Source organism: Terrabacter terrae (assembly GCF_039529575.1).
Lineage (GTDB): Bacteria > Actinomycetota > Actinomycetes > Actinomycetales > Dermatophilaceae > Terrabacter > Terrabacter terrae.
The window spans coordinates 841,916-866,932 of sequence record NZ_BAAANB010000001.1 but is presented as its reverse complement, the minus strand read 5'-3'; the positions used below and the strand labels follow the sequence as shown (position 1 = coordinate 866,932).

18 protein-coding genes and 2 pseudogenes are annotated in these 25,017 nt (G+C 72.3%); 11 read left to right on the top strand and 9 right to left on the bottom strand.

Annotated features, from left to right (window positions below; translation table 11 throughout):
• Positions 1–27 precede the first annotated feature (27 nt).
• From ABD194_RS03950 to ABD194_RS03935, 4 genes are read right to left on the bottom strand one after another with little or no spacing between them, the layout of a single operon-like run.
• Positions 28–906, bottom strand: a complete 879-nt coding sequence (locus tag ABD194_RS03950) for a hypothetical protein (RefSeq protein ID WP_343987845.1) — start codon at positions 904–906, stop codon at positions 28–30.
• Positions 896–4,072 (bottom strand): efflux RND transporter permease subunit, encoded by a 3,177-nt coding sequence (locus tag ABD194_RS03945; RefSeq protein WP_343987842.1) that lies wholly within the window; start codon positions 4,070–4,072, stop codon positions 896–898. Before ABD194_RS03945 ends, ABD194_RS03950 begins: the two co-directional genes overlap by 11 nt.
• Complete coding sequence (locus ABD194_RS03940; RefSeq protein ID WP_343987839.1) at positions 4,069–4,512, bottom strand: hypothetical protein; 444 nt, start codon at positions 4,510–4,512, stop codon at positions 4,069–4,071. The genes ABD194_RS03945 and ABD194_RS03940 overlap by 4 nt, the downstream gene beginning before the upstream one ends.
• On the bottom strand, positions 4,509–7,757 hold the full coding sequence (locus ABD194_RS03935) for an efflux RND transporter permease subunit (RefSeq protein WP_343987835.1): 3,249 nt from the start codon (positions 7,755–7,757) through the stop codon (positions 4,509–4,511). The genes ABD194_RS03940 and ABD194_RS03935 overlap by 4 nt, the downstream gene beginning before the upstream one ends.
• A 174-nt stretch (positions 7,758–7,931) precedes the next feature.
• Between ABD194_RS03935 and ABD194_RS03930 the strand changes: the two genes are divergently transcribed.
• Both ABD194_RS03930 and ABD194_RS03925 read left to right on the top strand, forming a co-directional pair.
• Positions 7,932–9,206 carry a sensor histidine kinase gene (locus ABD194_RS03930; RefSeq protein ID WP_343987832.1) on the top strand — a complete coding sequence of 425 codons (1,275 nt, stop codon included), beginning with the start codon at positions 7,932–7,934 and terminating at the stop codon, positions 9,204–9,206.
• Positions 9,181–9,888 (top strand): response regulator, encoded by a 708-nt coding sequence (locus ABD194_RS03925; RefSeq protein WP_343987829.1) that lies wholly within the window; start codon positions 9,181–9,183, stop codon positions 9,886–9,888. The genes ABD194_RS03930 and ABD194_RS03925 overlap by 26 nt, the downstream gene beginning before the upstream one ends.
• Here the strand turns inward: ABD194_RS03925 and ABD194_RS03920 are convergent.
• The gene (locus ABD194_RS03920; protein WP_343987827.1) at positions 9,852–10,232 is read right to left on the bottom strand and encodes a DUF3817 domain-containing protein; all 381 of its coding nucleotides are present in this window, start codon (positions 10,230–10,232) and stop codon (positions 9,852–9,854) included. The genes ABD194_RS03925 and ABD194_RS03920 overlap by 37 nt on opposite strands.
• Positions 10,229–11,080: an SURF1 family protein gene (locus tag ABD194_RS03915; protein WP_343987824.1), complete on the bottom strand. Its 852-nt coding sequence runs from the start codon at positions 11,078–11,080 to the stop codon at positions 10,229–10,231. The genes ABD194_RS03920 and ABD194_RS03915 overlap by 4 nt, the downstream gene beginning before the upstream one ends.
• Here ABD194_RS03915 and ABD194_RS03910 point away from each other — a divergent pair.
• The 6 genes and pseudogenes from ABD194_RS03910 to ABD194_RS21580 form a co-directional block, all read left to right on the top strand.
• Entirely contained in the window at positions 11,079–11,759 is a 681-nt protein-coding gene (locus ABD194_RS03910) for a hypothetical protein (protein ID WP_343987821.1), read from the top strand. The two genes, ABD194_RS03915 and ABD194_RS03910, sit on opposite strands and share 2 nt — an antisense overlap.
• 114 nt (positions 11,760–11,873) lie before the next feature.
• The gene (locus ABD194_RS03905; protein ID WP_343987819.1) at positions 11,874–14,795 is read left to right on the top strand and encodes a Na+/H+ antiporter subunit A; all 2,922 of its coding nucleotides are present in this window, start codon (positions 11,874–11,876) and stop codon (positions 14,793–14,795) included.
• A complete protein-coding gene (locus tag ABD194_RS03900) occupies positions 14,792–15,274 on the top strand; it encodes an NADH-quinone oxidoreductase subunit K (protein WP_343987816.1) in 483 nt (160 codons plus the stop codon). Before ABD194_RS03905 ends, ABD194_RS03900 begins: the two co-directional genes overlap by 4 nt.
• 8 nt (positions 15,275–15,282) lie before the next feature.
• The gene (locus ABD194_RS03895; protein ID WP_343988214.1) at positions 15,283–16,887 is read left to right on the top strand and encodes a Na+/H+ antiporter subunit D; all 1,605 of its coding nucleotides are present in this window, start codon (positions 15,283–15,285) and stop codon (positions 16,885–16,887) included.
• On the top strand, positions 16,884–17,555 hold the full coding sequence (locus ABD194_RS03890; RefSeq protein WP_343987813.1) for a Na+/H+ antiporter subunit E: 672 nt from the start codon (positions 16,884–16,886) through the stop codon (positions 17,553–17,555). Before ABD194_RS03895 ends, ABD194_RS03890 begins: the two co-directional genes overlap by 4 nt.
• Positions 17,552–17,782, top strand: a pseudogene (locus tag ABD194_RS21580) (MrpF/PhaF family protein); the annotation flags it as partial. The gene ABD194_RS03890 and the pseudogene ABD194_RS21580, both read left to right, overlap by 4 nt.
• Before the next feature lie 96 nt (positions 17,783–17,878).
• On the opposite strand, the pseudogene ABD194_RS21575 reads toward ABD194_RS21580, so the two are convergent.
• Positions 17,879–17,929: pseudogene (locus ABD194_RS21575) on the bottom strand (hypothetical protein); the annotation flags it as partial.
• A 23-nt stretch (positions 17,930–17,952) separates the two neighbouring features.
• Between ABD194_RS21575 and mnhG the strand changes: the two are divergent.
• The 3 genes from mnhG (at position 17,953) to ABD194_RS03870 (ending at position 21,876) form a co-directional block, all read left to right on the top strand.
• Positions 17,953–18,318: a monovalent cation/H(+) antiporter subunit G gene (mnhG, locus tag ABD194_RS03880; protein WP_343987807.1), complete on the top strand. Its 366-nt coding sequence runs from the start codon at positions 17,953–17,955 to the stop codon at positions 18,316–18,318.
• Positions 18,319–18,379: 61 nt separating this feature from the next.
• The gene (locus ABD194_RS03875) at positions 18,380–20,092 is read left to right on the top strand and encodes an ABC transporter ATP-binding protein (RefSeq protein WP_343987804.1); all 1,713 of its coding nucleotides are present in this window, start codon (positions 18,380–18,382) and stop codon (positions 20,090–20,092) included.
• Positions 20,092–21,876, top strand: a complete 1,785-nt coding sequence (locus ABD194_RS03870; RefSeq protein ID WP_343987801.1) for an ABC transporter ATP-binding protein — start codon at positions 20,092–20,094, stop codon at positions 21,874–21,876. The genes ABD194_RS03875 and ABD194_RS03870 overlap by 1 nt, the downstream gene beginning before the upstream one ends.
• Positions 21,877–22,084: 208 nt before the next feature.
• Here the strand turns inward: ABD194_RS03870 and ABD194_RS03865 are convergent, their stop codons facing one another.
• Entirely contained in the window at positions 22,085–23,752 is a 1,668-nt protein-coding gene (locus ABD194_RS03865) for a GMC oxidoreductase (protein ID WP_343987798.1), read from the bottom strand.
• An 81-nt stretch (positions 23,753–23,833) separates the two neighbouring features.
• Positions 23,834–24,955, bottom strand: a complete 1,122-nt coding sequence (locus tag ABD194_RS03860) for a GuaB3 family IMP dehydrogenase-related protein (protein WP_343987796.1) — start codon at positions 24,953–24,955, stop codon at positions 23,834–23,836.
• Positions 24,956–25,017 lie beyond the last annotated feature (62 nt).

Here is a 25,017-nt window from a genome sequence, read left to right as displayed (position 1 = left end):
GCTGGCGCCCGGCGCGATCTCCGCAGATCACCGAGGCCGGTGTGCCGGGCCGGTGGCCCAGTAGTCCTTGGACACCTGGTAGGCCCGGTGGTCGAGCCGGAGCGCGTCCACCCGGGCGGCACGCAGCTCCGCCGGGGAGAGCCTGTGGAGGGACTTCAGCACCATGACCTCCTGGGAGTCCCCGCCCTGGGCGGCGATGCGCACCAGGCCGACGTGCGGCGCGTAGTACTTGAGCTGGTCGCCGTCCGCGGGGGCGTTGGGCGCCCACTCCCTGATCTTCACCACGTCGGAGTAGCACCCGGTCGGGACGCAGGTGCGCACGTCCTTGCCCACGACCTGCCCCACGTCGTAGAAGTCGATGGCCGGCGCGCGCCCCTGCACGAAGGGCGGCGTGCCCAGCATCGGGTGTCCCGGCACGAGGATGCCGGCGTGCGCGCCGCGGACCCCGTTGATCCACGTGCTGGGGGCTCCCTGGAACTTCCCGTTCTCGTACTCCTCGGGGTACTCCCCCATGGTCCACACGTTCTCCGCGTCGTCCTGGGCGAAGAAGGCCAGCTCCGCCTCGCTGAGCTCGCCGTCGTTGTAGTCCCGGTCGAGGACGACGCGGGCCCTCGTGCCGTTCACGTTCTTGATGAGGTCGGTGACGATGAAGACGACCTCGTGGAGGTGCGTGCCTTCGGCGTCCGTCACCGTGCCCTGGTAGGAGAAGCGCGTCCCGGGCCTCAGCGGGAAGTACTTCGAGTCGGTGTCCAGGGGGTGCGAGAACTCAGGCGTGCTCGTGCTCGGGCTGGTGCCCGCGCCGGTCGCCTTGGGCGCGAGGAACACCATCATGCCCAGGAGCGCGGCGGTCGCGATCAGCACGGGGACCGTGACGGCACGCCGCAGGTGCAGCTTCTCAGGTCGCATGGGCTTCTCCTTCGGTGCCGGCCACGGGCGCCGGCTTGTCGAGCGGTCGGTGGAAACGCAGGTAGATGGATGGGACGACGAAGAGGCTCAGCAGGGTGGAGGTCACCAGGCCGCCGAGGATCACGACGGCGAGCGGGTGCTCGATCTCGTGCCCCGGGCGGGACCCGAGGACCACGAGCGGCACCAGGGCGAGGCCGGTGGCGAGCGTCGTCATGAGGATGGGCGCGAGGCGCTCCTTGGCTCCCCGGATGACCAGCGGGAGCCCGAACTCCATGCCCTCCTCCTGCTCGAGGTGCTGGTAGTGGTTGATGAGCAGGATCCCGTTCCGGGCGGCGATGCCGAAGACCGTGAAGAAGCCAACGAGCGACCCCAGCGACAGGATCCCGCCGGCCATCCAGGCCGCGAGCACGCCCCCGACGAGGGCCATCGGCAGAGTGAGGAACACGAGGATGGCCAGCCGCCAGCTGCGGAAGGACGTCTGCAGGAGAAGGAGGATGAGCACCCCGGCGGCGACGGCCGAGCTCAGCAGCCGGCTCTGGGCCGTCTGCCGCTCCTGGTACTCCCCCAGGACCTCGGCGTGGTAGCCGCGGGGGAAGCTGACGCCCGCCAGCTTGGCGTTGAGCTCGTTGACGACCGAGCCGAGGTCCCTGCCCTCGACGCCGGCACCCACGTCGAGTCGGCGCGAGTCGCCCTGGCGCTCGATGGCGTTCGGGTTGGGCTTGACCGACACGTCGGCCACGTCCTTGAGCTTGACCCGGGCACCCGAGGGCGTGTCGATGGGGAGCTGCTCCAGGGCGGTCACGTCCGACCGGGTCTGCGGAGTGCTCCACACGACGACGTCGTACGCGCGGCCGGCCCGGAAGATGTCGCCGACCTCCTCGCCCGCGACGAGGGTCGCTGCGGCGCGGCGGACGTCGCCGGGCTTCAGCCCGACCTTCTCGGCCGCGCCCAGCTTCACGCGTACCTCGACCTGGGGGACGTCCTGGGAGATGTCCGTGTGCGCGTCCTTGACGCCCGGGATCGAGGCGAGCACCTTGAGGACCTCGGCGGACTTGGACCGCAGCACCTTGAGGTCCTCGCCGTACACACGGATGATGATCGGCTCCTTGCCGCCGGTGAGCACCTCCTCGACGCGCTCGTCGAGGTAGGTCTGGACCTCGGCGAACAGGCCCGGGTACGTGGCTGCGATGGCGTCGATCTGGTCTCGGGCCTTGGTGTAGTCGGCGGAGGGGTCGAGACTGATCCAGTTCTCGCCGAAGTTCACCCCGAAGACCTCCTCACCGAGCAGCGCCTGCCCGATGTGAGCCCCGAAGCTGCGCACCCCCGGAACCGCGCGGATCTGCTTGCTCACAGCCGTCGTCGTGCGAGCCGTCTCCGCGACGGAGGTACCCGGCACCCCCACCCAGTGCATGAGGAAGTCGCGCTCCTGGAAGGCGGGGAACAGGCTCTGGCCGAGCCCGGCCCCCACGAAAGCCCCGAGGACGGTGACCACGGCGGCAGCGGCGTACACCCCTCGTGGCCGCACGACGATGCGTCCCAGCGCGGCGACGTAGCCGCGCTGGAGCCAGCGGACCACGGGAGAGGTGCGCCGCTCGATCGGTGCCGAGCGCAGCAGGATGAGGCACAGCGCGGGCGTCAGCGTGAGGGCCACCACCATCGAGGCGACGATCGCCAGGGTGTACGACACGGCCAGGGGCCGGAAGAATGCGCCGGTCAGTCCTTGGAGCAGGAAGACGGGGATCGCGGCCGCGACGATGATCAGGGTGGCGTAGACGATCGGACTGCGCACCTCGAGCGACGCGTGCAGGATCACCGAGGCCGTCGACTCGGAGCTGCCCGACAAGCGGCGCTCACGCAGCCGACGGACGATGTTCTCCGCGTCGATGATCGCGTCGTCGACCACCGCCCCCAGGGCGATGACGAGCCCGGCCAGGGTCATGGTGTTGATCGTCGCTCCCGCCAGATGGAGCACCAGCAGGGTGGCCACGAGCGACAGCGGGATGGTGAGCAGGCTGATCAGCGCCACGCGCCACTCGAAGAGGAACAGCATGAGGACGGCGACGACGAGCAGGAACCCCAGCAGCAGCGACTGGGAGAGGTTCGAGATGGCGAGCTTGACGAAGTCGGCCTGCTGGAACACGTGGGTGTCGAACTTGACGTCAGGCAGGCCGGGCTGCAGCTGCGCGATGGCCGCCTCCACCCCGGAGGTCAGCTCGAGCGTGTTCGCCCACGGCAGCTTCTCGACGACGAGGAGGATCCCGGGCTCCGAGTTGACGACCGCGTCCCCGATGAGCGGCTGATGGGTCTGCGTGACGACCGCCACGTCGCCGAGCGTGGGCGGACGACCACCACCGGTGGGCTTGTCGGCTCCCTTGACCGGCACCTTGGCGAGATCGGCCGGCGTGACGATGGGCAGCACGTTCCGCACGGACAAGCGCTGGTTCGCCGTCTCGACCATGCCCCCGGTTCCGATGACGCTGCCGCTGGAGAACCTCAGCAGTCCCGAGTCGACGGCATCCGCGGTGGTCTCCATGACCTGGTCGAGGCTGACCCCCTTGCCGGCCATCCGGGCCGGCTCGACCTGCACGTTCATCAGCTGGAGGCGCTCGTTCCAGATCGCGACGTTGGCGACACCCGGCACCTGGAGCAGGCGGGTCCTGATGTTCCAGTACGCCGTCAGCGACATCTCGATGAGTGAGTTCTTCTTCGAGGTCATGCCGATCTGCATGGCGCGACCGGTGGCCGACACGGGGGCGAGCATGACCGGTGGCGCCGCCCAGGTGGGCAGGGTCGGTGACACGATGGCGAGACGTTCCTGAACCAGCTGGCGGGCGTGCAGCAGGTCGGTGTCGGGCGAGAAGAGCAGCTCGATCGACGACAGCTGCGGGACGGACTTCGAGCGCATGTCGTCCAGTCCCTGCAGACCGTTCAGCCCCTGCTCGAGGGGCACGGTGACGAGCTCTTCGACGTCGGAGGTCGACAGCCCCACGCAGGCGGTCTGGATCACCACGCGCGGAGGGGCGAACTCGGGGAAGACGTCGACCCGCATCTGGGAGAGCGACGTGAAGCCGAGCACCATCAGCACGATCGACACCGCGACCACCAGGAAGCGCAGGTTCAGGCTGGACTGGACGATCCAGCGGATGACGCCGCGCCGGGGGCTCATTGCTCGCCGCTGATCTCGAGCTCGGCGCCGAGGACCTCAGGAGCCCCGACGACCACGACCTGGGAGCCGACCGGTGGCCCGGCCGTCAGGGTGGCGACCTGGCCCGAGATCGACTTCACCTTGATCGGCACCCGACGGAAGGTGTTCTTCGACTCGAGCCGGTACGTCCAGGTGGTGCCGTCGAGGTAGTAGATCACCGCGGCGTAGGGCATGGTCAGCTCGCTCGCCACGCGGGCCGCGGAGACCGGCGCCGTCGCGATGCCTGCGGCCGCGGCCGCGTCGTCGGTCAGCTGCACGGTCTTGACGTCAGACCCCGGCACCTCCTCGACCACCGCGGGCGGGTGCGCCTCGGACTGGGCGGACGACGACTCGCAGGCGGCGACGCCCGGGACGAGGAGCAGGCACAGGGCGGCCAGCTTCGCTTGCTTGGCAGTGGTCATCGTTGGGCTCCCTTCGGGACGCCGCAGAGGGCGGGGACCAGACACAGCACGACGAACGAGCTCGTCACCAGACCCGCGAGGAGCGAGACGGCGAAGGGCTGAAGGACCTCCGAGCCGGCGCGGTCGCCGAGGACGGCGGCCGGCGCCATGGCCAGGGCCACGAGGAGGGCTGAACGGAGGACGGGGACGACGCGTTCGCCTGCCGCCGCGGCCACCGGGCCCACGCGCGGTCGGGCAACCTCCCCAGCGCCGTCTCCGCGACCGGTGCCGGCACCGGTGCCGAGACCGGTGCCGAGACCGACGCCGTCCCCGGCGGTCACCAGAACCCGTGCACCGATTCCGCGTGCGGACGCCAGGCCGCCCACCAGGGTGAGGGCGATGGCGGCGAAGACACCCAGCATCGGGCCCGCGGACTCGAGTCCGCCCACCGCCGGTGCGACCAGCACCGCCCCGACACCGCCGAGAGGTGCGAGCAGCACGACCGCCGCCGCGGCGCGCCAGCTACCGGTGGCGGCCTGGACGAGGAGCAGGAGGCCGACGAGGACAGCCAGCGACACGAGGGCCACCCGCCTGCCGTCCGCCTCGCGGTCGGCGGCGTCGCTCAGCACCTGGAGGTGTGTCTCGCTCGGCATCGGGATGCGGTCGACGGCCGTGGTGACGTCGGAGACCACGTTGGCGGCGCCGCCGCCGGTCAGGTCGGCCACGACGTCGACACTGCGCACCGCCTGGTCGTGCACGATCGTGGCCGGCTCCGGGCCGACCGTCACCTTGGCGACGTCTCCCAGGCGCACCTGGGACCCGCTCGGCGTGTCGATCCGCACGTCCTCGAGGCCCGAGAGGTTCGCCCGGGTCGTCGGGGTGCCGAGCACGACCACGTCGAAGACCTTGGCCTGCTCGTAGAGGTTGCCCACGACGAGCCCGCTCGCCAGGGTGGTCGCCTCACGACGCACGTCGCCCGGTCGCAGGCCGGCGCGGTCGGCAGCGGCGAGGTTCACCTCGACGTGCACGGTCGGCTGCCGCGGGGTGGCCACGACGTGTGCGCCCTGCAGTCCCGCCACGGTGGACATGGCCCCGGCGACCTTGGTGGCCGTCGCCTGCATGGCGGTGAGGTCCTGACCGAAGAGGCGCACCACGATGTCGTGGGCCCCCGCGGCGGTGGCCTGGTCGACCCGGTCCGTCGTGTACGTCATGAGCGCGGTGCCCACCCCGGGGTAGCGGTGCGCCACCCTGTTGATCGAGTCCCGCACCGACTGGTAGTCGGCAGAGCCGTCCAGCGTGAGCCACAGCTCGCCGCTGTTGACGTCCCCGAGCTGGTCGGAGCTCACCGCTCGGCCGACGTGCCCACCGACGGCCGTCACTCCCGGGAGCGCCCGCAGCTCGGACGACATCCGCTCCGACACCCGGGTCATCTCGGTCAGTGAGGTGCCCGTGGGCATGTCGACGTGCATCAGCAGGTCGAGATCGCGTGCCGTCGGCACCAGGGCAGGACTGCCGGTCACCACGGCCGCCGCGGCGACTCCGACCCCCACCACGGCGAGCCCCGCGGCGAGCGACCACACCAGGACACGCGTCGTGGCGACCCGCGAGACGATCCGCGAGAGGACACCCGCGGCGGCCCGCACGGGGCGGGTCTCGCGACGCCCGGGAGCGTTGTCGCGCAGGAACAGGAGCAGCAGGGCGGGCGTCACCGTGAGGCCGACCACCAGGGCGACCGCGAGGGCCAGGACGTAGGTCAGCACGAGCGGCCTCGTGAAGGCCGTCGCCAAGGTGCTGAGGGCCAGCACCGGCACCGCTGCCATGGCGCACGCCAGCAGCCCCACGAACGCCGTCCGCCGGGTTGCGCCCAACGCGTCGGTCAGGACCTCGCGTGCCGGTCGGCCCACTCCGGCCGACCGCTCGGCGCGCCAGCCGGCCCGGACGGTATCGACGTCGCTCGCCACCTCGTTGACGATGAGCACGACTGCCACGAGCAGGCCGGCGAGCGTCATGCTCGTCAACGTGGTCCCGCGCAGGTACAGGATGTAGAGGGTGGCCGTCACCGAGACCAGCACGGAGCCGGCGATGACGAGCGCCGCCCGGAGCGACCAGAAGAGGAGCAGGGCGCCGATCGTCAGGGCGACGAGTCCCGCGGCACCCGCGAGCCCGACCGTGTGGGCGGCGCTCTCGATGAAGCTGGCGGGACGGTAGACCGACGCGTCGACCTCGATCCCACCCAGGCCGGGGCGCAGGCCCGTCAGCGCGTCCTCGACCGCCTTCGTCACCGTCTCGGTGTCGGCCTCGGGGAACTTCTGGATGACGAGGAACAGGGACGGTTCGGCGGTGACTGCGTCGCCGATGAGCGGCTGGTGGTCCTCGATGACCTGCGCCACGTCGCTGAGGCGCTTCGGCGGCTCGGTGTCCTCGATGGACACCTGGGCCAGGTTCTTGGCCGTGGTGATGGGGAGCACGTGCTGGACGGCGAGACGCTGGTTCGCTCCCTCCACGAAGCCGCCGGTGCCGGGGGTCGAAGCCTCCACGAAGGTCAGGGGCGAGACCCACAGCGCGTTGCCGGTCGTCTCGATGACCTGTGTCAGGGTCACTCCCTGCCGGTGCAGGGTCACCGGGTCGACCTGCACCTGCAGCTGCCGGTCGCGTTGCCCGTAGATCGACACGTTGGCGACGCCGGGGATGCCCATGAGCCGTGGCCGGATCTTCCACCGGGCGAGAACCGACATGTCGATGAGGGGAACGGTCTTGGAGTGCAGGCCGATCATCGCGACCCGGCTGGCGGATGCGAGGGGCTCGACCATGATCGGGGGGCTGCCGACATTGGGGAGGGCGTGTGCCTGGGTCAGCCGTTCCTGGACCATCTGCCTAGCCGCGTAGATGTCGGTGCCCGGCTCGAAGAGGATGTCGATGGCGGACAGGCCGGCCTGCGAGCGCGAGTGGATGTGGTCCAGCCACGGCACGCCGTTGAGCAGGTCCTGCTCGAGCGGGACCGTGACCAGCTGCTCCACCTCAGCTGCCGACAGCCCCAGCGCCTCGGTCTGCACCTGCACGGAGGGAGGCATGAACTCAGGGAGGAAGTCGAGCTTGGCCGAGCCGAGGGCGGCGGCCCCCAGCACGAGGATGCCGGCGGCGACGGCGAGCACGAGCCGACCGAACCGCGGGTTCGCGCCGACGAGCGCGCCGGGGCTCATGGCCGGGTCCCTGCTGCAGCGCAGCACCTGGAGCGGCTCGGGAGCCTCGTCGGCACGTGCAGGCACGGGGCAATGGCATTCATTCCCGCTCCCCTCGTTGGGAGTCCGTCGTACGGTGATGCTCGAGGCTATTAAGGGGTGATGGTCGTGGTCTTCCGCCGCCGGACCCCACTTCGCCTCCTCCGCCCGCAGCAGGCGGGCCTACCGCAGGAGGGCCGCGTCCCCGTCTCCGGGAGGACGGTGCCCAGGCCAAGTGACCACGGCACGGACCAGACACCCGGCGCCGTCTCGCTCGCCGACGTCGCCCTCGTCGTCGTCGTGGCGACCGCGTCGCTCGTCGGCTTCATCGAGCGCGCCAAGCAGGCCCTGGACACCGAGGACGCGCCCCTGCACTTCCTGGGTCTGGACCGGCTGGGCGCCGGCCTGACCCTGGTGGCGTGCGCAGCGCTGCTCTGGCGGCGCTCGTTCCCCGGCTGGGTGCTCCTGGTCGCCACGCTCGCCGCGGTCGCGGGGAACGTCGCCGGCTACCCCCCGGCTCCGCTGCCGTATGCCGTCGTCGTCGCAGCCTTCACCGTCGGCCAGCGCTGGTCGCTCGCCGCCTCCACGGTCGCCCTCGTCCCTGCCCTGCTCGCCATGGCGGTGAGCGCCTTCGCCCGGTTCGGGACCGGTGTCGACGACGAGGTCCTGACCGAGGTCCTCGCGATCCTCGCCGCCTGGGCGTTGGGCCGCCAGTACCGGCTCGGTCGCATCCGCACCCGCCTGCTGGAGGAGCGAACCCGCCTGCTCGAGCAGCAGGCCCACCACCTGACCCTGGAGCAGTCGACCGTGGCTGCGCTGGCCGCTGCGCAGGAGCGGGCCACGATCGCGCGGGAGCTGCACGACGTGGTGGCCAACGACGTCGGGGTGATCGTGGCGCAGGCCGGTGCCGCCCGTCGTCGGGAGCAGCAGCTCGTCGGTCACGGGTCGGCCGAGGTGCTCGCCTCGATCGAGTCCCTCGGCAGGGAGGCACTGACCGACATGAGGCGGCTGGTCGGGGTGCTCCGGTCGATCGGCGACGACGTGAGCGCCCGCGAACCGGGGCTGGACCGGCTGGAGCACCTCGTCGCCAAGCTGGCCGCCACGGGCACGGACGTCCGGCTCGTCGTGACCGGTGACCGGCGACCGCTCTCGTCCACGGTCGAGCTCAACGCGTACCGCATCGTGCAGGAGTCCCTCACCAACGCCATGAAGCACGCCAGCGGCTCCCCCGTGAGGGTCGTGGTCGACTTCGGGCCGGAACAGCTGCACCTCATGGTGCGCGACCTCGGGTGGAGCGCCGCCTCCGAGCCCACGCGGCCGGCCCAGCCCACCGAGCCCACTTCGGGCAACGGCCTGCTGGGCATGCGGCAGCGGGTGGACCTCCTCGGGGGCGTCCTGCGAACCGGACCAGCCGCCGACGGCGGTTTCGTCGTCGACTGCGTCCTCCCTGTCCCGGCTCGGGAGGTGGCACATGACGGTGCGGGTGCTGATCGCTGACGACCAGCCGCTCATGCGGCGTGCGCTCGCGGACTGCCTGAGGGGCGAGCGCGACATCGAGGTCGTGGCCGAGGCGGCCAACGGACAGCAGGCCGTCGAGCTCGCGACGAGGCTGGGGGTCGACGTCGCGCTCCTCGACATCCGCATGCCCGTGCTGGACGGGCTCGAGGCCACGCGCCGCATCGTCCGGGCGAACGGCGGATCGCGCGCCCGGGTCGTGATGGTGACCACCTTCGACTTCGACGAGTACATCGTCGCCGCCCTCCGGGCGGGAGCCAGCGGCTTCCTGCTCAAGGACGCGACGCCGGAGGAGCTGGTCCAGGCCGTCCGGGTCGTCGCACGGGGAGAGGCGCTGCTGGCCCCTGCGGTCACGAAGCGGCTGCTGGAGCGCTACGCGCACTACCTACCGCTCACGCCGCTCGACCATGACCCGCTGGCGGGGCTCACCCCGCGCGAGCTGGCCGTCCTGCGCCTCGTCGGGCGCGGGCACACCAACGCCGAGGTGGCGGCCGAGCTGCACCTCGCAGAGAGCAGCGTGAAGACGCACATCGCGCACCTGCTCTCCAAGCTCCGCGCGCGCGACCGCGTCCACCTGGTCATCCACGCCTATGAGGCAGGACTCGTGGCGCCCAACCGGGAGGCGGGTCAGGACGACCCGGGGCCCGGCGTGCCGGCCGTGTAGGCGCGCGAGAGCAGAGCCTCGGTCTGCACCGTGTTGCGTCGCTCAGCCACCCACGGCACGACCGGCACGAAGCCGGCGAGGAGGTTCTTGACGATGCGCACCGGGCCCCACGCAGCCTTGAGGCCGAGGTTGGCGACGGAGACGGCATACGCGAAGTAGATGAGGCCGTGGACAGGGCTCCAGTACTGCGTCAGGACGTTGGTCTGCTTGAAGGCGTACTTCATGACCATCTCGAGGATGAGGACGAAGAGCGCGAAGCCCGCGACGGTCGCGAGGACACGGTAGGCGGACAGGGCCGAGCGGATCTGCTGCGGCTTGGCCAGGGTCTGGGGGTACGTGCTCACGTCGGAACGCCTTCTCTCGGTGCAGCGACGGGCTCGGCCGCCTCCTGCTCTGCTCGGAACATCTTCCACCACATCCAGATCGCGAAGATCCCGAAGACCCACCACTGCACCGCGTAGGCAGCGTTGCGCAGGTTGAGGGGGGCGTCGAGCTCGGGAGGTGGGACGCGGGTCAGCCCTGCCGCGGACAGGGGGGTGCCGGTCGTCGGGCCCGCGGACTCGGCGGAGGCCAGCACGACGACGTTGTAGAGGTCGCCCGGCCACTCGTTGACGAGGGAGGCGAGGTCGATGGAGCGCACCTGCGGCGCAGGCAGCGGGTCGCCGGCCTTGGGCGACTCCCCCGGTCCGAGCGTGCCACTGACGGTGACGACACCGCCGGGGGGCTCGGGGGCCGAGGCCGGCGTGCCGTCGACGAAGCCGCGCAGCACCGGCACGGTGCCGCCCTGCGTCTCGAGCGGCGTGACGACCCACGACCCGACCCGGCCGTCCAGCCGACGGTCGACGACCAGCAGGGTGCGCCCGGCGGCATACGTGCCCGTCACGGTGACCGGGCGGTTGGAGTACTCGCCCTGGAACGCGCTGTGCGGTGCGGTGACCTGCTGGAGAGGGGCGCGCTGCAGGCCCGAGGCGGCGGCCACCACGTCCTTGCGGCCCGAGTCCTGGGCCACGCCGAGCTGCCAGAGGCCGAGCAGGACGCACGCGGCGACGACGACCACGAGGGCGGCCAGCATGCCGACCCAGCGAGGGGTGAGCAGGCGCCGGAACACCTCCTCAGCGTAGGTCACCCCGGCCGCGGGACCCGAACCGGCCGTCCTCGGCGGCACGGGCGCCGTGGCAGACTCGTGGGCCATGTCGTCGTTGTCCCGGCAGGCCGGCCGTATGCCGTCCCGTGCCCTTGCGCTCGTCCCCGCCGTCGCCGCCGGCGTGGCCGTGGTCGCCGCCCTGGCCTCCTGCGGGTCCACCGACCTGCCGTCCACGCGGCGCACCGTCACGGTCACCGTCGACCCGGCGCCGGCCGCGACCGGGGCGGGGGCGGCCACGCCGAGCGCGATCCCCACTGCCGCCGCGACGTCGGCAGACCTGCCCAGCGCCATGGCGGCCGGGCCGCAGCGCGGCGCCCCGACGTCGTTCGCCGAGGCCAAGGCACGGATCGACAGGGCGAAGCCCGCCGCGGGCGTGACCAACCGCTTCGTCAGCCCGACGGGCAACATCGTCTGCCAGCGCAGCACCGACTCGACCGCCGCCGCCTGCGAGGTCGCCGAGGGCCGCATCCCCCCGCCCCTGCCCTCGATCTGCGCGGCCCAGGGACCCAAGGACATCGGCCGCATCGAGCTCCGGCAGGACGCGGCCTACCCGGTGTGCAACACCGACAGCATCCGCAAGGGCGGCGAACCGACCCTGCCCTACGGGTCGCGCACGAAGCCGTCGGGCACCACCGCGTGCCTGAGCGAGGAGTACGGCGTGACCTGCGTCGACACCGCGACCGGCCACGGGTTCTTCCTCGCCAAGGCGACCTTCGTGACCTTCTGAGCGCGGTCCGCCGGCTGGGCGCCGATCCGGAGCCACGCTCCGCTGCACGTAGGATGAGTGCCACGCACGTGTTCGACGTGGACCGACCGCACACCCGACGACCGAAGGGCCGCCGTGGCGCAACTGCTGCTCCTGCACCTGCTTGCCGCGGCCCTCGCGCCGTGGCTGGCCACGGTCCTGCGCTCGAAGGCGTTCCCCCTCCTGGCGCTCGCTCCGGCAGCGTCGTTCGCGTGGCTCGTCTCCGTCTCCGGCGACGTCCGCGCGGGAGATCTTCCCACGCAACGGATCTCGTGGGTGCCGGGCCTCGGTATCGACCTCGACTTCCGCCTCACCACCCTCTCGTGGGTGCTCGGACTCCTCGTGACGGGAGTCGGCGCGCTCGTGCTGCTCTACTGCACGTGGTACTTCTCCGACCGGGACCCGTCGCTGTGGCGCTTCACGTCTGTCTTCACCGCCTTCGGCGGTGCGATGCTCGGGCTCGTCCTCACCGACAACCTGCTGATGCTCTACGTCTTCTGGGAGCTGACGACCGTCTTCTCCTACCTGCTCATCGGCCACAACCCGGCCAGCTCGACGAACCGGCGCGCGGCCATGCAGGCGCTGCTCGTCACCACGTTCGGCGGCCTCGCGATGCTCATCGGCATCATCGCCCTCGGCGTGCACCACACCTACTCCATCTCCGCGCTGCTGGCGCACCCCCCGGCCCTCGACGCCGTGACGGCGGCGGCCGTCGTGCTGCTCCTCATCGGCGCACTCTCGAAGTCGGCCCTCGTGCCGTTCCACTTCTGGCTGCCGGGCGCCATGGCGGCCCCCACCCCGGTCAGCGCGTACCTGCACGCCGCGGCCATGGTGAAGGCCGGCGTCTACCTCGTGGCCCTGCTCGCCCCCGTCTTCGCCGGCGCGCCCGGCTGGCACGCCCTCACGGTCGGCCTCGGCCTCTTCACGATGCTCGTCGGCGGGTGGCGGGCGCTGCGCCAGCACGACATCAAGCTGCTGCTCGCCTACGGCACCGTGAGCCAGCTCGGCTTCCTCGTCGCGGTCGCGGGGCTCGGCACGAAGGCGTCGGCCCTCGCGGCGCTGGCCCTCGTCATCGCCCACGCGCTGTTCAAGTCCACGCTCTTCCTCAGCGTCGGCGTCGTCGACAAGTGCACGGGCACCCGGGACCTGCGTGAGCTCTCGGGCGTCGGCCGCCAGCTGCTGCCCGTCGCCGTGCCAGCGACGCTCGCCGGCCTCTCGATGGCCGGGATCATCCCGCTCGCGGGGTTCGTGTCCAAGGAGAGTGCGCTCGAGTCGCTGTGGGAGGACGTGCACACCTCGGTGCCGCTCGCAGCCCCGTGGAGCTGGCTCGCGGTGGCCGGCGTCGTTGCGGGCTCCGCCCTCACGGTCGCCTACACGGCCCGGTTCCTCTGGGGTGCCTTCGCCACCAAGCCGGGCGTGCCCGTGACGCGGGTCAAGGCTGCCCACCCCGGCTTCGTGCTCTCCCCGCTGCTGCTGGGCGTCAGCGGCCTGGCGCTGGGCCTGCTCGCGCCGCTCGAGTCCCCCTGGCTGCTGCCGTATGCGGCCCAGTTCGCCCTCGGGGCCGAGCCGCAGTCGCTCGCCCTCTGGCACGGCGTCACAGCGCCTCTGCTGCTGTCCCTCGTGTCCGTCGCGATCGGGCTCGCGCTCTTCGTCCAGCGCTCCGTGGTCGCCCGGGTGCAGGCGGGGGTGCCACCGCTCGTCGACGGCGAGCGCGGCTTCGCCCGTGCCCTGCGCTGGGTCGACCGGGGGGCGGTCGAGACGACCGCGGTGACGCAGCGAGGGTCGCTGCCGATCTACCTCGCCGGCATACTCCTCGTCTTCGTGGCGCTGCCCGGGCTCGCTGCCGTGACGCGAGGCACCTTCCCGTCGGTCCGCCTGTGGGACAACGCCGGACAGCCTGTGGTCGGCGTCGTCGTCGTCGCCGCTGCGGTGCTCGTCCTCGTGACGCGCCGGCGCCTGACCGCCGTCATGCTCGTCGGTGCCACCGGCTACGGCGTCTCGCTGCTGTTCATCCTCCACGGGGCCCCCGACCTCGCGATCACGCAGATGCTCGTGGAGACCGTGTCGCTCGTCGTCTTCGTGCTGGCGCTGCGCCGGCTCCCGACGAAGTTCACCCGGCACCCGGACTCGCCGTCGCGCACGTGGCGCCTCGCGCTCGGCGCGGCCGTCGGGGTCTCGGTCGGCGCCATCGCGCTCGTCGCGTCCGGGGGCCGCACGAGCCAGCCCGTGTCCGCGGACTTCCCCACCGAGGCGTACGCGTTCGGCCACGGCAAGAACATCGTCAACGTGACGCTGGTCGACATCCGGGCCTGGGACACCCTCGGCGAGGTGTCGGTGCTGGTCGCCGCCGCGACCGGCGTCGCCAGCCTCATCTTCGTGCGCACCCGCAACACCCGCCTGTCGCGGGCCAGCGCCAAGGAGCTGCCGTCGAGCGAGCCCGCCCGCGGCACGTGGCTGCACGGCGGCCGCACCATGCGCACCGAGAAGCGGTCGGTGATCTTCGAGGTCGTCACCCGCCTGGTCTTCCACGTCATGCTCGCCGCCTCGCTCTTCCTGCTCTTCGCCGGCCACAACCAGCCCGGCGGCGGGTTCGCCGGAGGGCTCGTGGCGGGGCTCGCCCTCGTCGTGCGCTACCTCGCCGGCGGCCGCTACGAGCTCGACGAGGCGGCTCCCTTCGATGCGGGCCTGCTCGTCGGCCTGGGGCTGCTCGTCACGGTCGGTTCGGCCCTCGCCCCGCTCGCCTTCGGCGGCACGGTGCTCGAGACGACGGCCGTCGACTTCACCCTGCCCCCGTGGGGCGAGGTGCACCTGGTGACCTCGCTCTTCTTCGACATCGGGGTCTACCTCATCGTCGTCGGGATGATGCTCGACATCGTCCGCAGCCTCGGCACCGGCATCGACCGCCAGGTCGCCGAGGAGGCCGCCGACGACGCGACGGGCGCAGCGATTGACGGGACGGGCGACGGGACGGGCGACGGGACGGGCGACGGCGGCGTGCAGCAGGTGGTGCCGTCGTGACGACGCTCGCCCCTGCCCTCATCGAGGCGAGGCTGGAGCCGAACCTCACCCTGGTGCTCGTGACCGTCGGGCTCGTGACGGCCGGCACGGCCCTGGCCCTCGACCGCAGCCTCGTCCGAGTGCTGCTCGGCATGGTGCTCATCGGCAACGGCGTCGCCGTGCTCTACCTCGTCATCAGCGGGCAGGCCGGCCGGGCTCCCTTCGTCGGCGAGGACCCTTCCGCCATCAGCGACCCCCTCCCCCAGGCGATGGTGCTCACCGCCATCGTCATCTCGCTCGCGACGATCGGCTTCCTGCTGGCCCTGTCGTACCGGCTGTGGCAGATCTCCGGCACCGACGACGTGCCCGACGACGCCGAGGACGCCCACATCCAGCGCCTCGCCCTCGACGACCAGACCTCGTCGACCTACGACCCGTCCGAGGCATCCACGACGACGTCCGACGAGCTGGCCGACGAGGACCGGAGCCCCGCCCCGTGACCGACCTCATGACAGGCCTGCGCGTGCCCGACCTCGTCCCGCTCCCCGTCCTGCTGCCGCTGCTGGGGGCGGCGCTCACCCTCGCCTTCCGGCGCTCGCCGCGGCTGCAGCGCGGCGTGAGCATCGCCGTGCTCGCCGCCGTCGTGGCCGTCGCGGGGGTGCTCGTGTGGCAGACCGATGTCGGCGGCCCGCAGGTGCTGTGGCTGGGCGCGTGGCAGGAGCCGCTCGGCATCTCGCTCGTCGCCGACCGCCTCAGCGCCCTCATGCTGCTCGTGTCGAGCATCGTCACCCTGCTCGTGCTCGTCTTCGCCATCGGGCAGGGCCGGGCCGAGAGCGAGGAGGAGGGCGAGAGTGAGACCCCGCTCACGATCTTCCACCCGACCTACCTCGTGCTCGCCGCCGGCGTGTCCAACGCCTTCCTCGCGGGCGACCTGTTCAACCTCTTCGTCGGCTTCGAGATCCTGCTGTTCAGCTCCTACGTCCTGCTCACCGTCGGCGGCGCGGCCGCCCGCATCCACGCGGGCACCACCTACGTCGTCGTCAGCCTCCTCAGCTCCGCGCTCTTCCTGGTCGGCATCGCCGCCGTGTATGCCGCCACGGGCACCGTCAACCTCGCCCAGCTCTCGGTCCGCATCGGTCACCTCTCCCCCGCCGTCGCGCTCGTGCTGCAGCTCTGCCTGCTCACGGCCTTCGCCATCAAGGCGGCGATCTTCCCGATGTCGGCGTGGCTGCCGGACAGCTACCCGACCGCGCCGGCACCGGTGACGGCGGTCTTCGCCGGGCTGCTGACGAAGGTCGGGGTCTACGCGATCATCCGGGTGCAGACGCTGCTCTTCCCCGACTCGCCGTTGCAGGGCCTGCTGATGTGGGCAGCGCTGCTGACGATGGTGGTCGGCATCCTCGGCGCCGTGTCGCAGTCCGGACTGAAGAGGATCCTGTCCTTCACCTTGGTGAGCCACATCGGCTACATGGTCTTCGGCATCGCCCTGGCAACCCCGGCCGGCACGGCGGGCGCCATCTTCTACGTCGCCCACCACATCACGATCCAGACGGCGCTCTTCCTCATCACCGGCCTGGTCGAGCGACTCGCCGGCACCACCTCGCTCGACCGTCTCGGCGGGCTGGCCGTCGCCTCCCCCGTGCTCGCGACGCTCTTCTTCGTCTCCGCGATGAACCTCTCGGGCATCCCGCCGCTGTCCGGCTTCCTCGCCAAGGTCGGCCTCCTCGACGCCGGCATCGCGGTCGGCACACCGCTCGCGTGGCTGCTCGTGGTGGGCGGCATCGTGACGAGCCTGCTCACGCTCTACGCCCTCGCCAAGGTGTGGAGCCAGGCCTTCTGGCGCACCCTCGCCGACGCGCCCCGGTCGCCCACGCCCGCCGCCGGTGGCGGTGGCGGTGGCGGTGGTGACGGCGGCGTCGCCGTCCTCGTCGAGGCGCCCGCCCGCACCCTGCCACGGACCATGCTCGCCGCCACGGCCGCCATGACGGCCGTGGGACTGCTCATCACCGTCGTCGCCGGTCCCCTCTACGCCTTCACCCAGCGGGCGGCGGCGGACCTCACGAGCCGCGCGCCCTACGTCACCAGCGTCCTGCCCGAGGAGGTTCGCCGATGACGGACTCACCCAGCACTCAGACCGCGTCCCCGGTGCCCGCGCGGCCGCGCCGGCGGCGGGTCCTCCAGCCGCGGGCCGTCGCCACCATCGCCCTCGCCTGGGTGCTGCTGTGGGACCGCGTCAGCTGGGGCAACGTCGTCAACGGCGTCCTCGTCGGCCTGCTGGTCACGTACGCGTTCCCGCTTCCGTCCATCGAGTTCCACGGGCGGCTGCGGCCGCACCGGGTGGCGCTGCTCATCGGGCGGTTCCTCCTCGACCTCGTCGAGTCCTCGTGGCAGGTGATGCGCCTCGCCTTCGGTGGGCGTCGCCCGCGCAACGCCGTCATCGAGGTGCAGCTGCGCTCGCGGTCGGACCTCTACCTGACGCTCACGGCCGAGCTCGTCGCCCTCGTGCCGGGCTCGGTCGTGGTCGAGGCGCGGCGGTCCACCTCGGTGCTCTACCTGCACCTGCTCGACGTCGAGCGCGAGGGCCGCATCGAGGGCCAGCGTGCCAACGCCCTCGCCGTCGAGCGACGCGTCGTGCGGGCCATCGGCTCCCGTGAGGAGATCGCCGCCCTCGAGACCGGCTCGCCGTGGCCGGGGACACCCCCAGCCCCCGCCACCGGCCGCACCGACCCCGCCCACCCCGCCGACCCAGCCGAACCCTTGGACGAGGAGGAGACGCCATGACCGTCGTCATCGCGGCCGCCCTCGCGATGCTCGGTGCAGCAGCGGCCCTCGTCGTCGTCCGGCTGTTCAAGGGTCCGGGCAACCTCGACCGCATCATCGCCGCCGAGATCCTGCTCGTCATCGTCATCGCGGGCGTCGCGCTCGAGTCGGCGCGCCAGCGGACGACGACCTACCTGCCGCTGCTGATGATCCTCGGCCTCGTCGGCTTCGTCGGCGGGGTGGCCGTGACCCGGTTCCTCTCCCGAGACTCCGACGACCCGGCAGCCGTCCTCCGTGAGCGCACCGAGCAGCGCACCGACAAGGGCACCGACAAGGGCACCGACAAGGGCACCGACAAGGGCACTGACAAGGGCACCGGCCGGCGCACCGACCAGGGCACCGGGGAAGGTGAGCGGCCATGAGCTGGTGGTCCCTGCTCGACGGCGCGGGAGCGGTCTGCCTCCTCCTCGGCGCGTTCCTCTGCCTCGCCGGAGCCGTCGGCCTGGCTCGGTTCCCCGACACGCTCTCGCGGCTGCACGCCGCCACCAAGCCGCAGACCCTCGGCCTGATCCTCATCCTCTCCGGCCTGGCCCTGACCCTGCGCACCTGGGCCGCCGTCACGACGCTCGTGCTGCTCGCCGCCACCCAGTTCTTCACCTCACCCGTGTCAGCTCACCTCGTCGGCCGCGCGGCCTACCGCAACCGGAGCGTCGACGCCGACACCCTCGAGGTGGACGAGCTGTCGGAGGCCCTGGAGCGCTCGCGTCCCGGCCCGGCGCCGTGAGCGGACACCACGGCAGAAAATGACGTGAGGCGCCCACGCCTCCGAACCTAAACTGCAGCAAGTGATCTCGCTGCCCCATGCCGACCCAGGCACGCCCGACCTGACCAGCCCGACGGCATACCTGACGTGGGTCGGCAAGGGCCAGTGGCGCACCCTCGTGGTGGCGATCGCCTTCGGCATCGTGTGGCTCGTGAGCCAGGCGCTCTTCCCCGCCGCGATGGGCAAGGCGATCGACGAGGGCATCATCGGCGGCGACCCCGGCGCTCTGCTGCGGTGGTGCCTCATCCTCGTCGGTCTCGTCGTGCTGAGCGCCGCCTCGGGCGCGATGCGCCACAAGTACGCCGTGATGAACTGGATGCAGGGCGCGTTCCGCTCCGCGCAGCTGATCGGCCACAAGGCGGCCGACACCGGCGAGGCCCTGACCCGCACCGTCCCGACCGGCGACGTCGTCGCCACGGTCAGCTCGGACGCGATGCGCATCGGCGGGCTCTACGACGTCTCGGCCCGGTTCGCCGGAGCCGTCGTCTCCTACGTCGTCGTGGCGCTGATCCTGCTGGGCGCCTCCACCCCGCTCGGGCTCGTGGTCCTCATCGGCGTCCCCGTCCTCGTCGCCTGCCTGACCTTCATCGTCCGCCCGCTCCAGTCGCGCCAGCTCGCCCAGCGCGAGGAGTCCGGAACGCTCATCGGCCTCGGCGCCGACACCGTCGCGGGCCTGCGCGTGCTGCGCGGGATCGGGGGCGAGCACAGCTTCCTGACGAGGTATGCCGTCCAGTCGCAGTCCGTGCGACAGGTCGGCAACCGGGTGGCGGGCTACCAGGCCGCGCTCGACGCCGCCCAGGTGCTGCTGCCGGGGATCTTCGTGCTCGTCGTCGTCTGGCTGGGCGCCCGCTTCGCGATCGAGGGTGAGATCACGGCGGGCCAGCTCGTCGCGTTCTACGGCTACACGGCCTTCCTCGTCATCCCGCTGCGCACCGCCACCGAGATGGTCGACCGGGCCACGCGGGCCCACATCGGCGCCGGCAAGCTGACCCGCGTCCTCCGGGTGCGCCCCGACCAGGACGAGACGGAGCACCCGCAGCCCCTCCCCGCAGAGGCCGCCGCGCTGCACGACCCGGACAGCGGGGTGACCGTCGAGCCGGGCCGCTTCACCGTGGTCGTCTGCGCCCGGCCGGAGGAGTCGGCGGCCCTCGCCGACCGCCTGGGCCGGTTCGGCGCGGGCGAGACCGACGTGCGCCTCGACGGCACCCGCCTGGCCGACGCCTCACTCGCCGAGGTGCGACGGCGCATCGTCGTCTCCGAGAGCGACCCGCGGCTGTTCACCGGGACGCTGCGCGAGGAGCTCGACCCGTGGGGCCAGCACGACGACGCCGCGATCCTGGACGCCCTCGCCGTCGCCAGCGGTGACGACGTGCTCGAAGCGCTGCCCGGCGGCCTGGACAACGAGGTCGAGGAGCGCGGCCGGGCCTTCTCCGGCGGCCAGCGCCAGCGCCTGGCCCTGACCCGCGCGCTGCTCACCGGTGCCGAGACACTCGTGCTCGTCGAGCCCACCAGCGCGGTCGACGCCCACACCGAGTCCCGCATCGCCGGCCGCCTCACCGCAGCCCGCGCCGGGCGCACGACGGTCGTGATGTCGGCCAGCCCGCTGCTGCTCGACCGGGCCGACTCCGTCGTGTTCCTCCGGGACGGCCGCGTCGCGGCGACCGGCACCCACGCCGAGCTGATGGCCGGCACACCCGACTACCGACGCACCGTCGTCCGAGGAGAGGAGGACTGATGTCGCAGGCACCGGCCCCGTCCCCGGCGTCCGCACGTTCGCTGCCCGTGGCCGACATGGCCTCGGTCAAAGCACACACCCGGGGGCTCGCCCGCCGGCACCGCCGCAGCATCCTCGTGGTCATCGGCCTGCACGCCGTCGCAGCCGTCGCCGCGCTCGTCGCTCCTCGTGTCATCGGCCTGCTCGTCGACGAGATCAGCCACGGCCGGTCGCTCGCGGTCGTCAACCGGCTCGCGCTGTGGATCGCCGCCGCCGTGGTCGTGCAGACGGTGACCACGTGGTTCGCCCGGCGCGCCTCGTTCGTCCTCGGCGAGACGATCTTCGCCGAGCTGCGCGAGCAGTTCATGGAGCGCGTCGTCGAGCTGCCGCTCTCGACCGTCGAGCGGGCCGGCACGGGCGACCTCGTCTCACGCACGACCAACGACGTGGAGGCGCTCTCGAGAGTCATCCGCTTCGGCATCCCCGCGATCTTCGTCGGCTCCGTGACCACCGTCATCACGGTCGTGGCCGCGTTCGTCACGGGATGGCAGGTCGCACTCGGCGTCCTCGTCGGGGTGCCGATCCTCGTGCTGTCGACCCGGCGCTACCTGCGGCACGCGCCAAACGGATACCTCCGCGAGCGGGCCACGTACGCCGTCCTCAACGGGGTCGTCACCGAGTCCGCCGACGGCGGGCGCACCATCGAGGCCCTCGGCCTGCGCAGCCGGCGCCGCCGGCGCATGGACGACGCCCTGCGCGACTGCTACGACGCCGAGCTCTACACCCTGGGGCTGCGCCTGCGGTGGTTCCCCTCGGTCGAGTTCGCCTTCTTCGCGCCGGTCGCGGTCACCCTCCTGTGGGGCGGCTTCCTCATCTCGCAGGACCTCGCCACGGCGGGCACGGTCACCGCGGTGGCGCTCTACGTCCAGCAGATGGCCGGTCCGCTCGACGAGCTGATCTCCTGGCTCGACGAGATCCAGATCGGCGCGACGTCACTCGCCCGCGTCATCGGCATCGCCGACGTGCCGCCCGACCGTGCCGCGACGGGCGAGGAGCCCGCCGACGACCGCCTGAAGGCGGCCGACGTCCACTACTCCTACCGCGCGGGCCGCGACGTGCTCCGCGGGGTGAGCCTCGACCTGCGCCCCGGCGAGCGCCTCGCGATCGTCGGGCCCTCCGGTGCCGGCAAGTCGACCCTCGGGCGGCTCATGGCCGGAATCGACGGTCCTCGCGAGGGCCGCGTCGAGGTCGGCGGGGTGCGCCTGGTGGACCTCGAGCTGGCCCGGCTGCGCGGGCAGGTGGCGCTCGTGACCCAGGAGCACCACGTCTTCGTCGGGTCGCTCGAGGACAACCTGCGTCTCGCACGCCCGGACGCCTCGCGCGAGCAGCTGCTCGAGGCGCTCGAGGCGGTCGACGCACGGGACTGGGCGGAGCGGCTGCCCGAGGGCCTCGCGACCCTCGTGGGCTCCGGCGGCCACCGGTTGAGCGAGCCCCAGGCCCAGCAGCTCGCCCTGGCCCGGCTCGTCCTCGCGGACCCGCACACGCTGGTGCTCGACGAGGCCACCTCGCTGCTCGACCCCCGCGCGGCGCGGCACCTGGAGCGGTCGCTGGCCGCGGTCGTCGAGGGCCGCACGGTCGTGGCCATCGCCCACCGGCTCATGACAGCGCACGATGCCGACCGCGTCTGCGTCGTCGAGGACGGTCGGATCAGCGAGATCGGCTCGCACGAGGAGCTGCTCGGGGCGGGCGGGGCCTACGCCGCGCTCTGGCGCTCGTGGCGGGACGAGCCGCAGCCTGCCCGCTGACCCGCGCCGGACAGCGTGGTCGCGGTCGCCGCCCAACCCTCGACCGACGGCGGCGTGCACGTTTCTTCTCGCAGAATTCGCACAGGGCGTAACCCTGCCCGTCCTGCCTCGTTTCCAGCGCGGTGCCGGGTCGTTTCTCGACCGGTTAGGACCCGCACCGTTGGGTGGGGCCGTCTCTGAGGGGTGACGGCCTCACCCGCTTTCGTCGTCAGGCGTCGACGAGCCGGTACGCCTCTCCCTGGGCCGGGCGTCGGTCCGGCTCACCTGGAATCGGCCACAGCGACACGGCACGCTCGGCCTGGGCGGTGATCGTCAGGCTCGGGTTGACGCCGAGGTTGGCCGACACCGCCGCCCCGTCGAGGACGTGCAGCCCCGGGTAGCCCCACACCCGGTGGTACGGGTCGATGACGCCGTGCTCGGGCGAGTCGGAGATGACCGCGCCGCCGAGGAAGTGCGCCGTCATCGGGATGTCGAAGATCTCCCCGACCGACGACCCCGGCCACGCGCGCTCCCCCGTCGTGCGTTCGAGCTGCGTCGCCATGGCGCGGACGGCGGTGTTGCCCTCGGGGATGTAGGTCGGGTTGGGCGCGCCGTGGCCCTGCCTCGAGGTCAGCCGCCAGCCGAGGAGGCCCCGCTTGCGCCCGACGGTGATCGAGTTGTCGCTCGTCTGCATGACGAGGGCGATGACGGTGCGCTCGCTCCAGCGCCGGGTCGAGAGCGACCGCGCGAAGACCCACGGGTGCCGCGCCGCCTCCCCCGCGAAGCGCACCCACCGGGGTATGCGTCCGCCGCCGTCGACCTGCATCACCGCGAGCGCTCCCATGAGGTTCGAGCCCTTGCCGTAGCGGCAGTTCTCGACGTGCGTGGTGTCCGAGACGTGGAAGCTGGAGGTGATCGCCACCCCCTTGGTGAGGTCCACGCCGTCGGGGACCCGCGCGGTCATGGCGCCACCGAGCGCCTCGGAGTTGGTGCGCGTCAGCTCGCCGAGCCGGTCGGAGATGTGCGGCAGCCCGCGCCCCTGAGGCTCGGCCTTCATCGCCTGCAGCAGCTGCGCGGTGCCCCACGCGCCGGCCGCGACGACCACCTGGCCCGCGGTGACGGTGCGCTCCCCAGCCCACCGGCGACCCCACGCCCCGCTGCGGACGGTCGTGACGGCATACCCCTGCTCCGGCGCAGCGGGGTCGAGCGGCCGGACTCGGGTGACGGTGCGCAACGGCTCGACGACGACGCCGCGCCGCTCCGCGAGGGCGAGGTAGTTCTTGACCAGCGTGTTCTTGGCGCCGACCCGACAGCCGACCATGCAGTTGCCGCACTCGGTGCAGCCGGTGCGGGCCGGACCCTCCCCGCCGAAGTAGGGGTCGGGCACGCGCTTGCCCGGCTCGCCGAAGAAGACGCCGACGGGGGTCTTCCTGAAGGTGGCGGCGACCCCAAGATCGGTGGCCGTGTCACGCATCAGCTGCTCGACCGGGCCCTCGCACGGGTTGACGCCCACGCCGAGCATGCGCTGGGCGGTGGCGTAGTGCGGGGCGAGCTCGGCCTCCCAGTCGGTGATGTGGCTCCACTGCCGGTCGCGGAAGAACGGCGTCGGCGGCACGTAGAGCGTGTTGGCGTAGTTCAGCGACCCGCCGCCCACGCCGGCGCCGCCGAGGACGAGGCAGTCCGGGAGGCGGTGGATGCGCTGGACGCCGAAGAGGCCGAGCTTCGGCGCCCACAGGTAGCGCCGCACGTCCCAGCTGGTGCGGGCGAAGTCCTCGTCCGCGAAGCGGCGCCCCGCCTCGTAGACGTGGACGCGGTAGCCCTTCTCGGCGAGGCGCAGGGCAGCCACGGACCCGCCGAAGCCGGACCCGATGACGACGACGTCGTGGTCGAACTCCATGGCCTCACCCTAGGGAGCGGCGGCGGCGCAGGCTACCGGGAGTAACCCACGCCACAGCGCAGCCCTCCCGGGGGCCGTCTCTCAGTCTCCGAGGTAGGGCGAGACCACGACCTCGACCCGCTGGAACTCCTTGACGTCGGAGTAGCCGGTGGTGGCCATCGCCCGTCGCAGGGCACCGATGACGTTGGTCGTGCCGTCGGCCTGACGCCCGGGCCCGAACAGGATCTCCTCGATGGAGGCCTGGGCGCCGATGGCGATGCGCTCGCCGCGCGGGAGCTGCTGGTGGTGGGCCTCGGGACCCCAGTGGTAGCCGCCACCGGGTGCGTCGGCGGCCCGGGCCAGGGCCGCGCCGAGCATGACGGCGTCGGCGCCGCAGGCCACGGCCTTGACGATGTCGCCAGAGGTGCCGACACCGCCGTCGGCGATGACGTGCACGTAGCGGCCTCCCGACTCGTCGAGGTAGTCACGACGGGCCGCGGCGACGTCGGCGACGGCCGAGGCCATCGGGGCGTGGATGCCGAGGGCCGTCCGCGTCGTGTGCGCGGCGCCGCCGCCGAAGCCGACGAGCACGCCTGCCGCGCCGGTGCGCATGAGGTGCAGGGCAGCGGTGTACGTCGCCGCGCCGCCGACGATGACCGGGACGTCGAGCTCGTAGATGAAGCGCTTGAGGTTGAGCGGCTCGGCCCGGCCGGAGACGTGCTCGGCCGAGACGGTCGTGCCGCGGATGACGAAGAGGTCGACGCCCGCCTCGACCACGGTCTTCCAGTGCTGCTGGGTGCGCTGCGGCGACAGCGCGCCCGCCACCGTGACGCCGGCCTCGCGCAGCTGGCGCAGCCGCTCGGTGATGAGCTCGGGCTTGATCGGCTCGGCGTAGATCTGCTGCATCCGGGCCGTCGCGGCCTCCGGCTCGATCTCGGCGATCTCACGCAGCTGGGCGGTCGGGTCCTCGTAGCGGGTCCACAGGCCCTCGAGGTCGAGCACCGGCAGCGCACCGAGCTTGCCCAGCGTGATGGCGCTCTCGGGCGAGACGACCGAGTCCATCGGGGCAGCCATGACCGGGATGTCGAAGTGGTACGCGTCGATCTGCCACGAGACCGAGACCTCCTCGGGGTCGCGCGTGCGCCGCGAGGGCACGACGGCGATGTCGTCGAAGGAGTAGGCGCGCCGTCCGCGCTTGCCTCGGCCAATCTCGATCTCGGTCACCGGGTCAGCCTATCGACCCCGCCCACCGAGCACGTATGCCGTCCCGCGGGCCTCGCGGGACG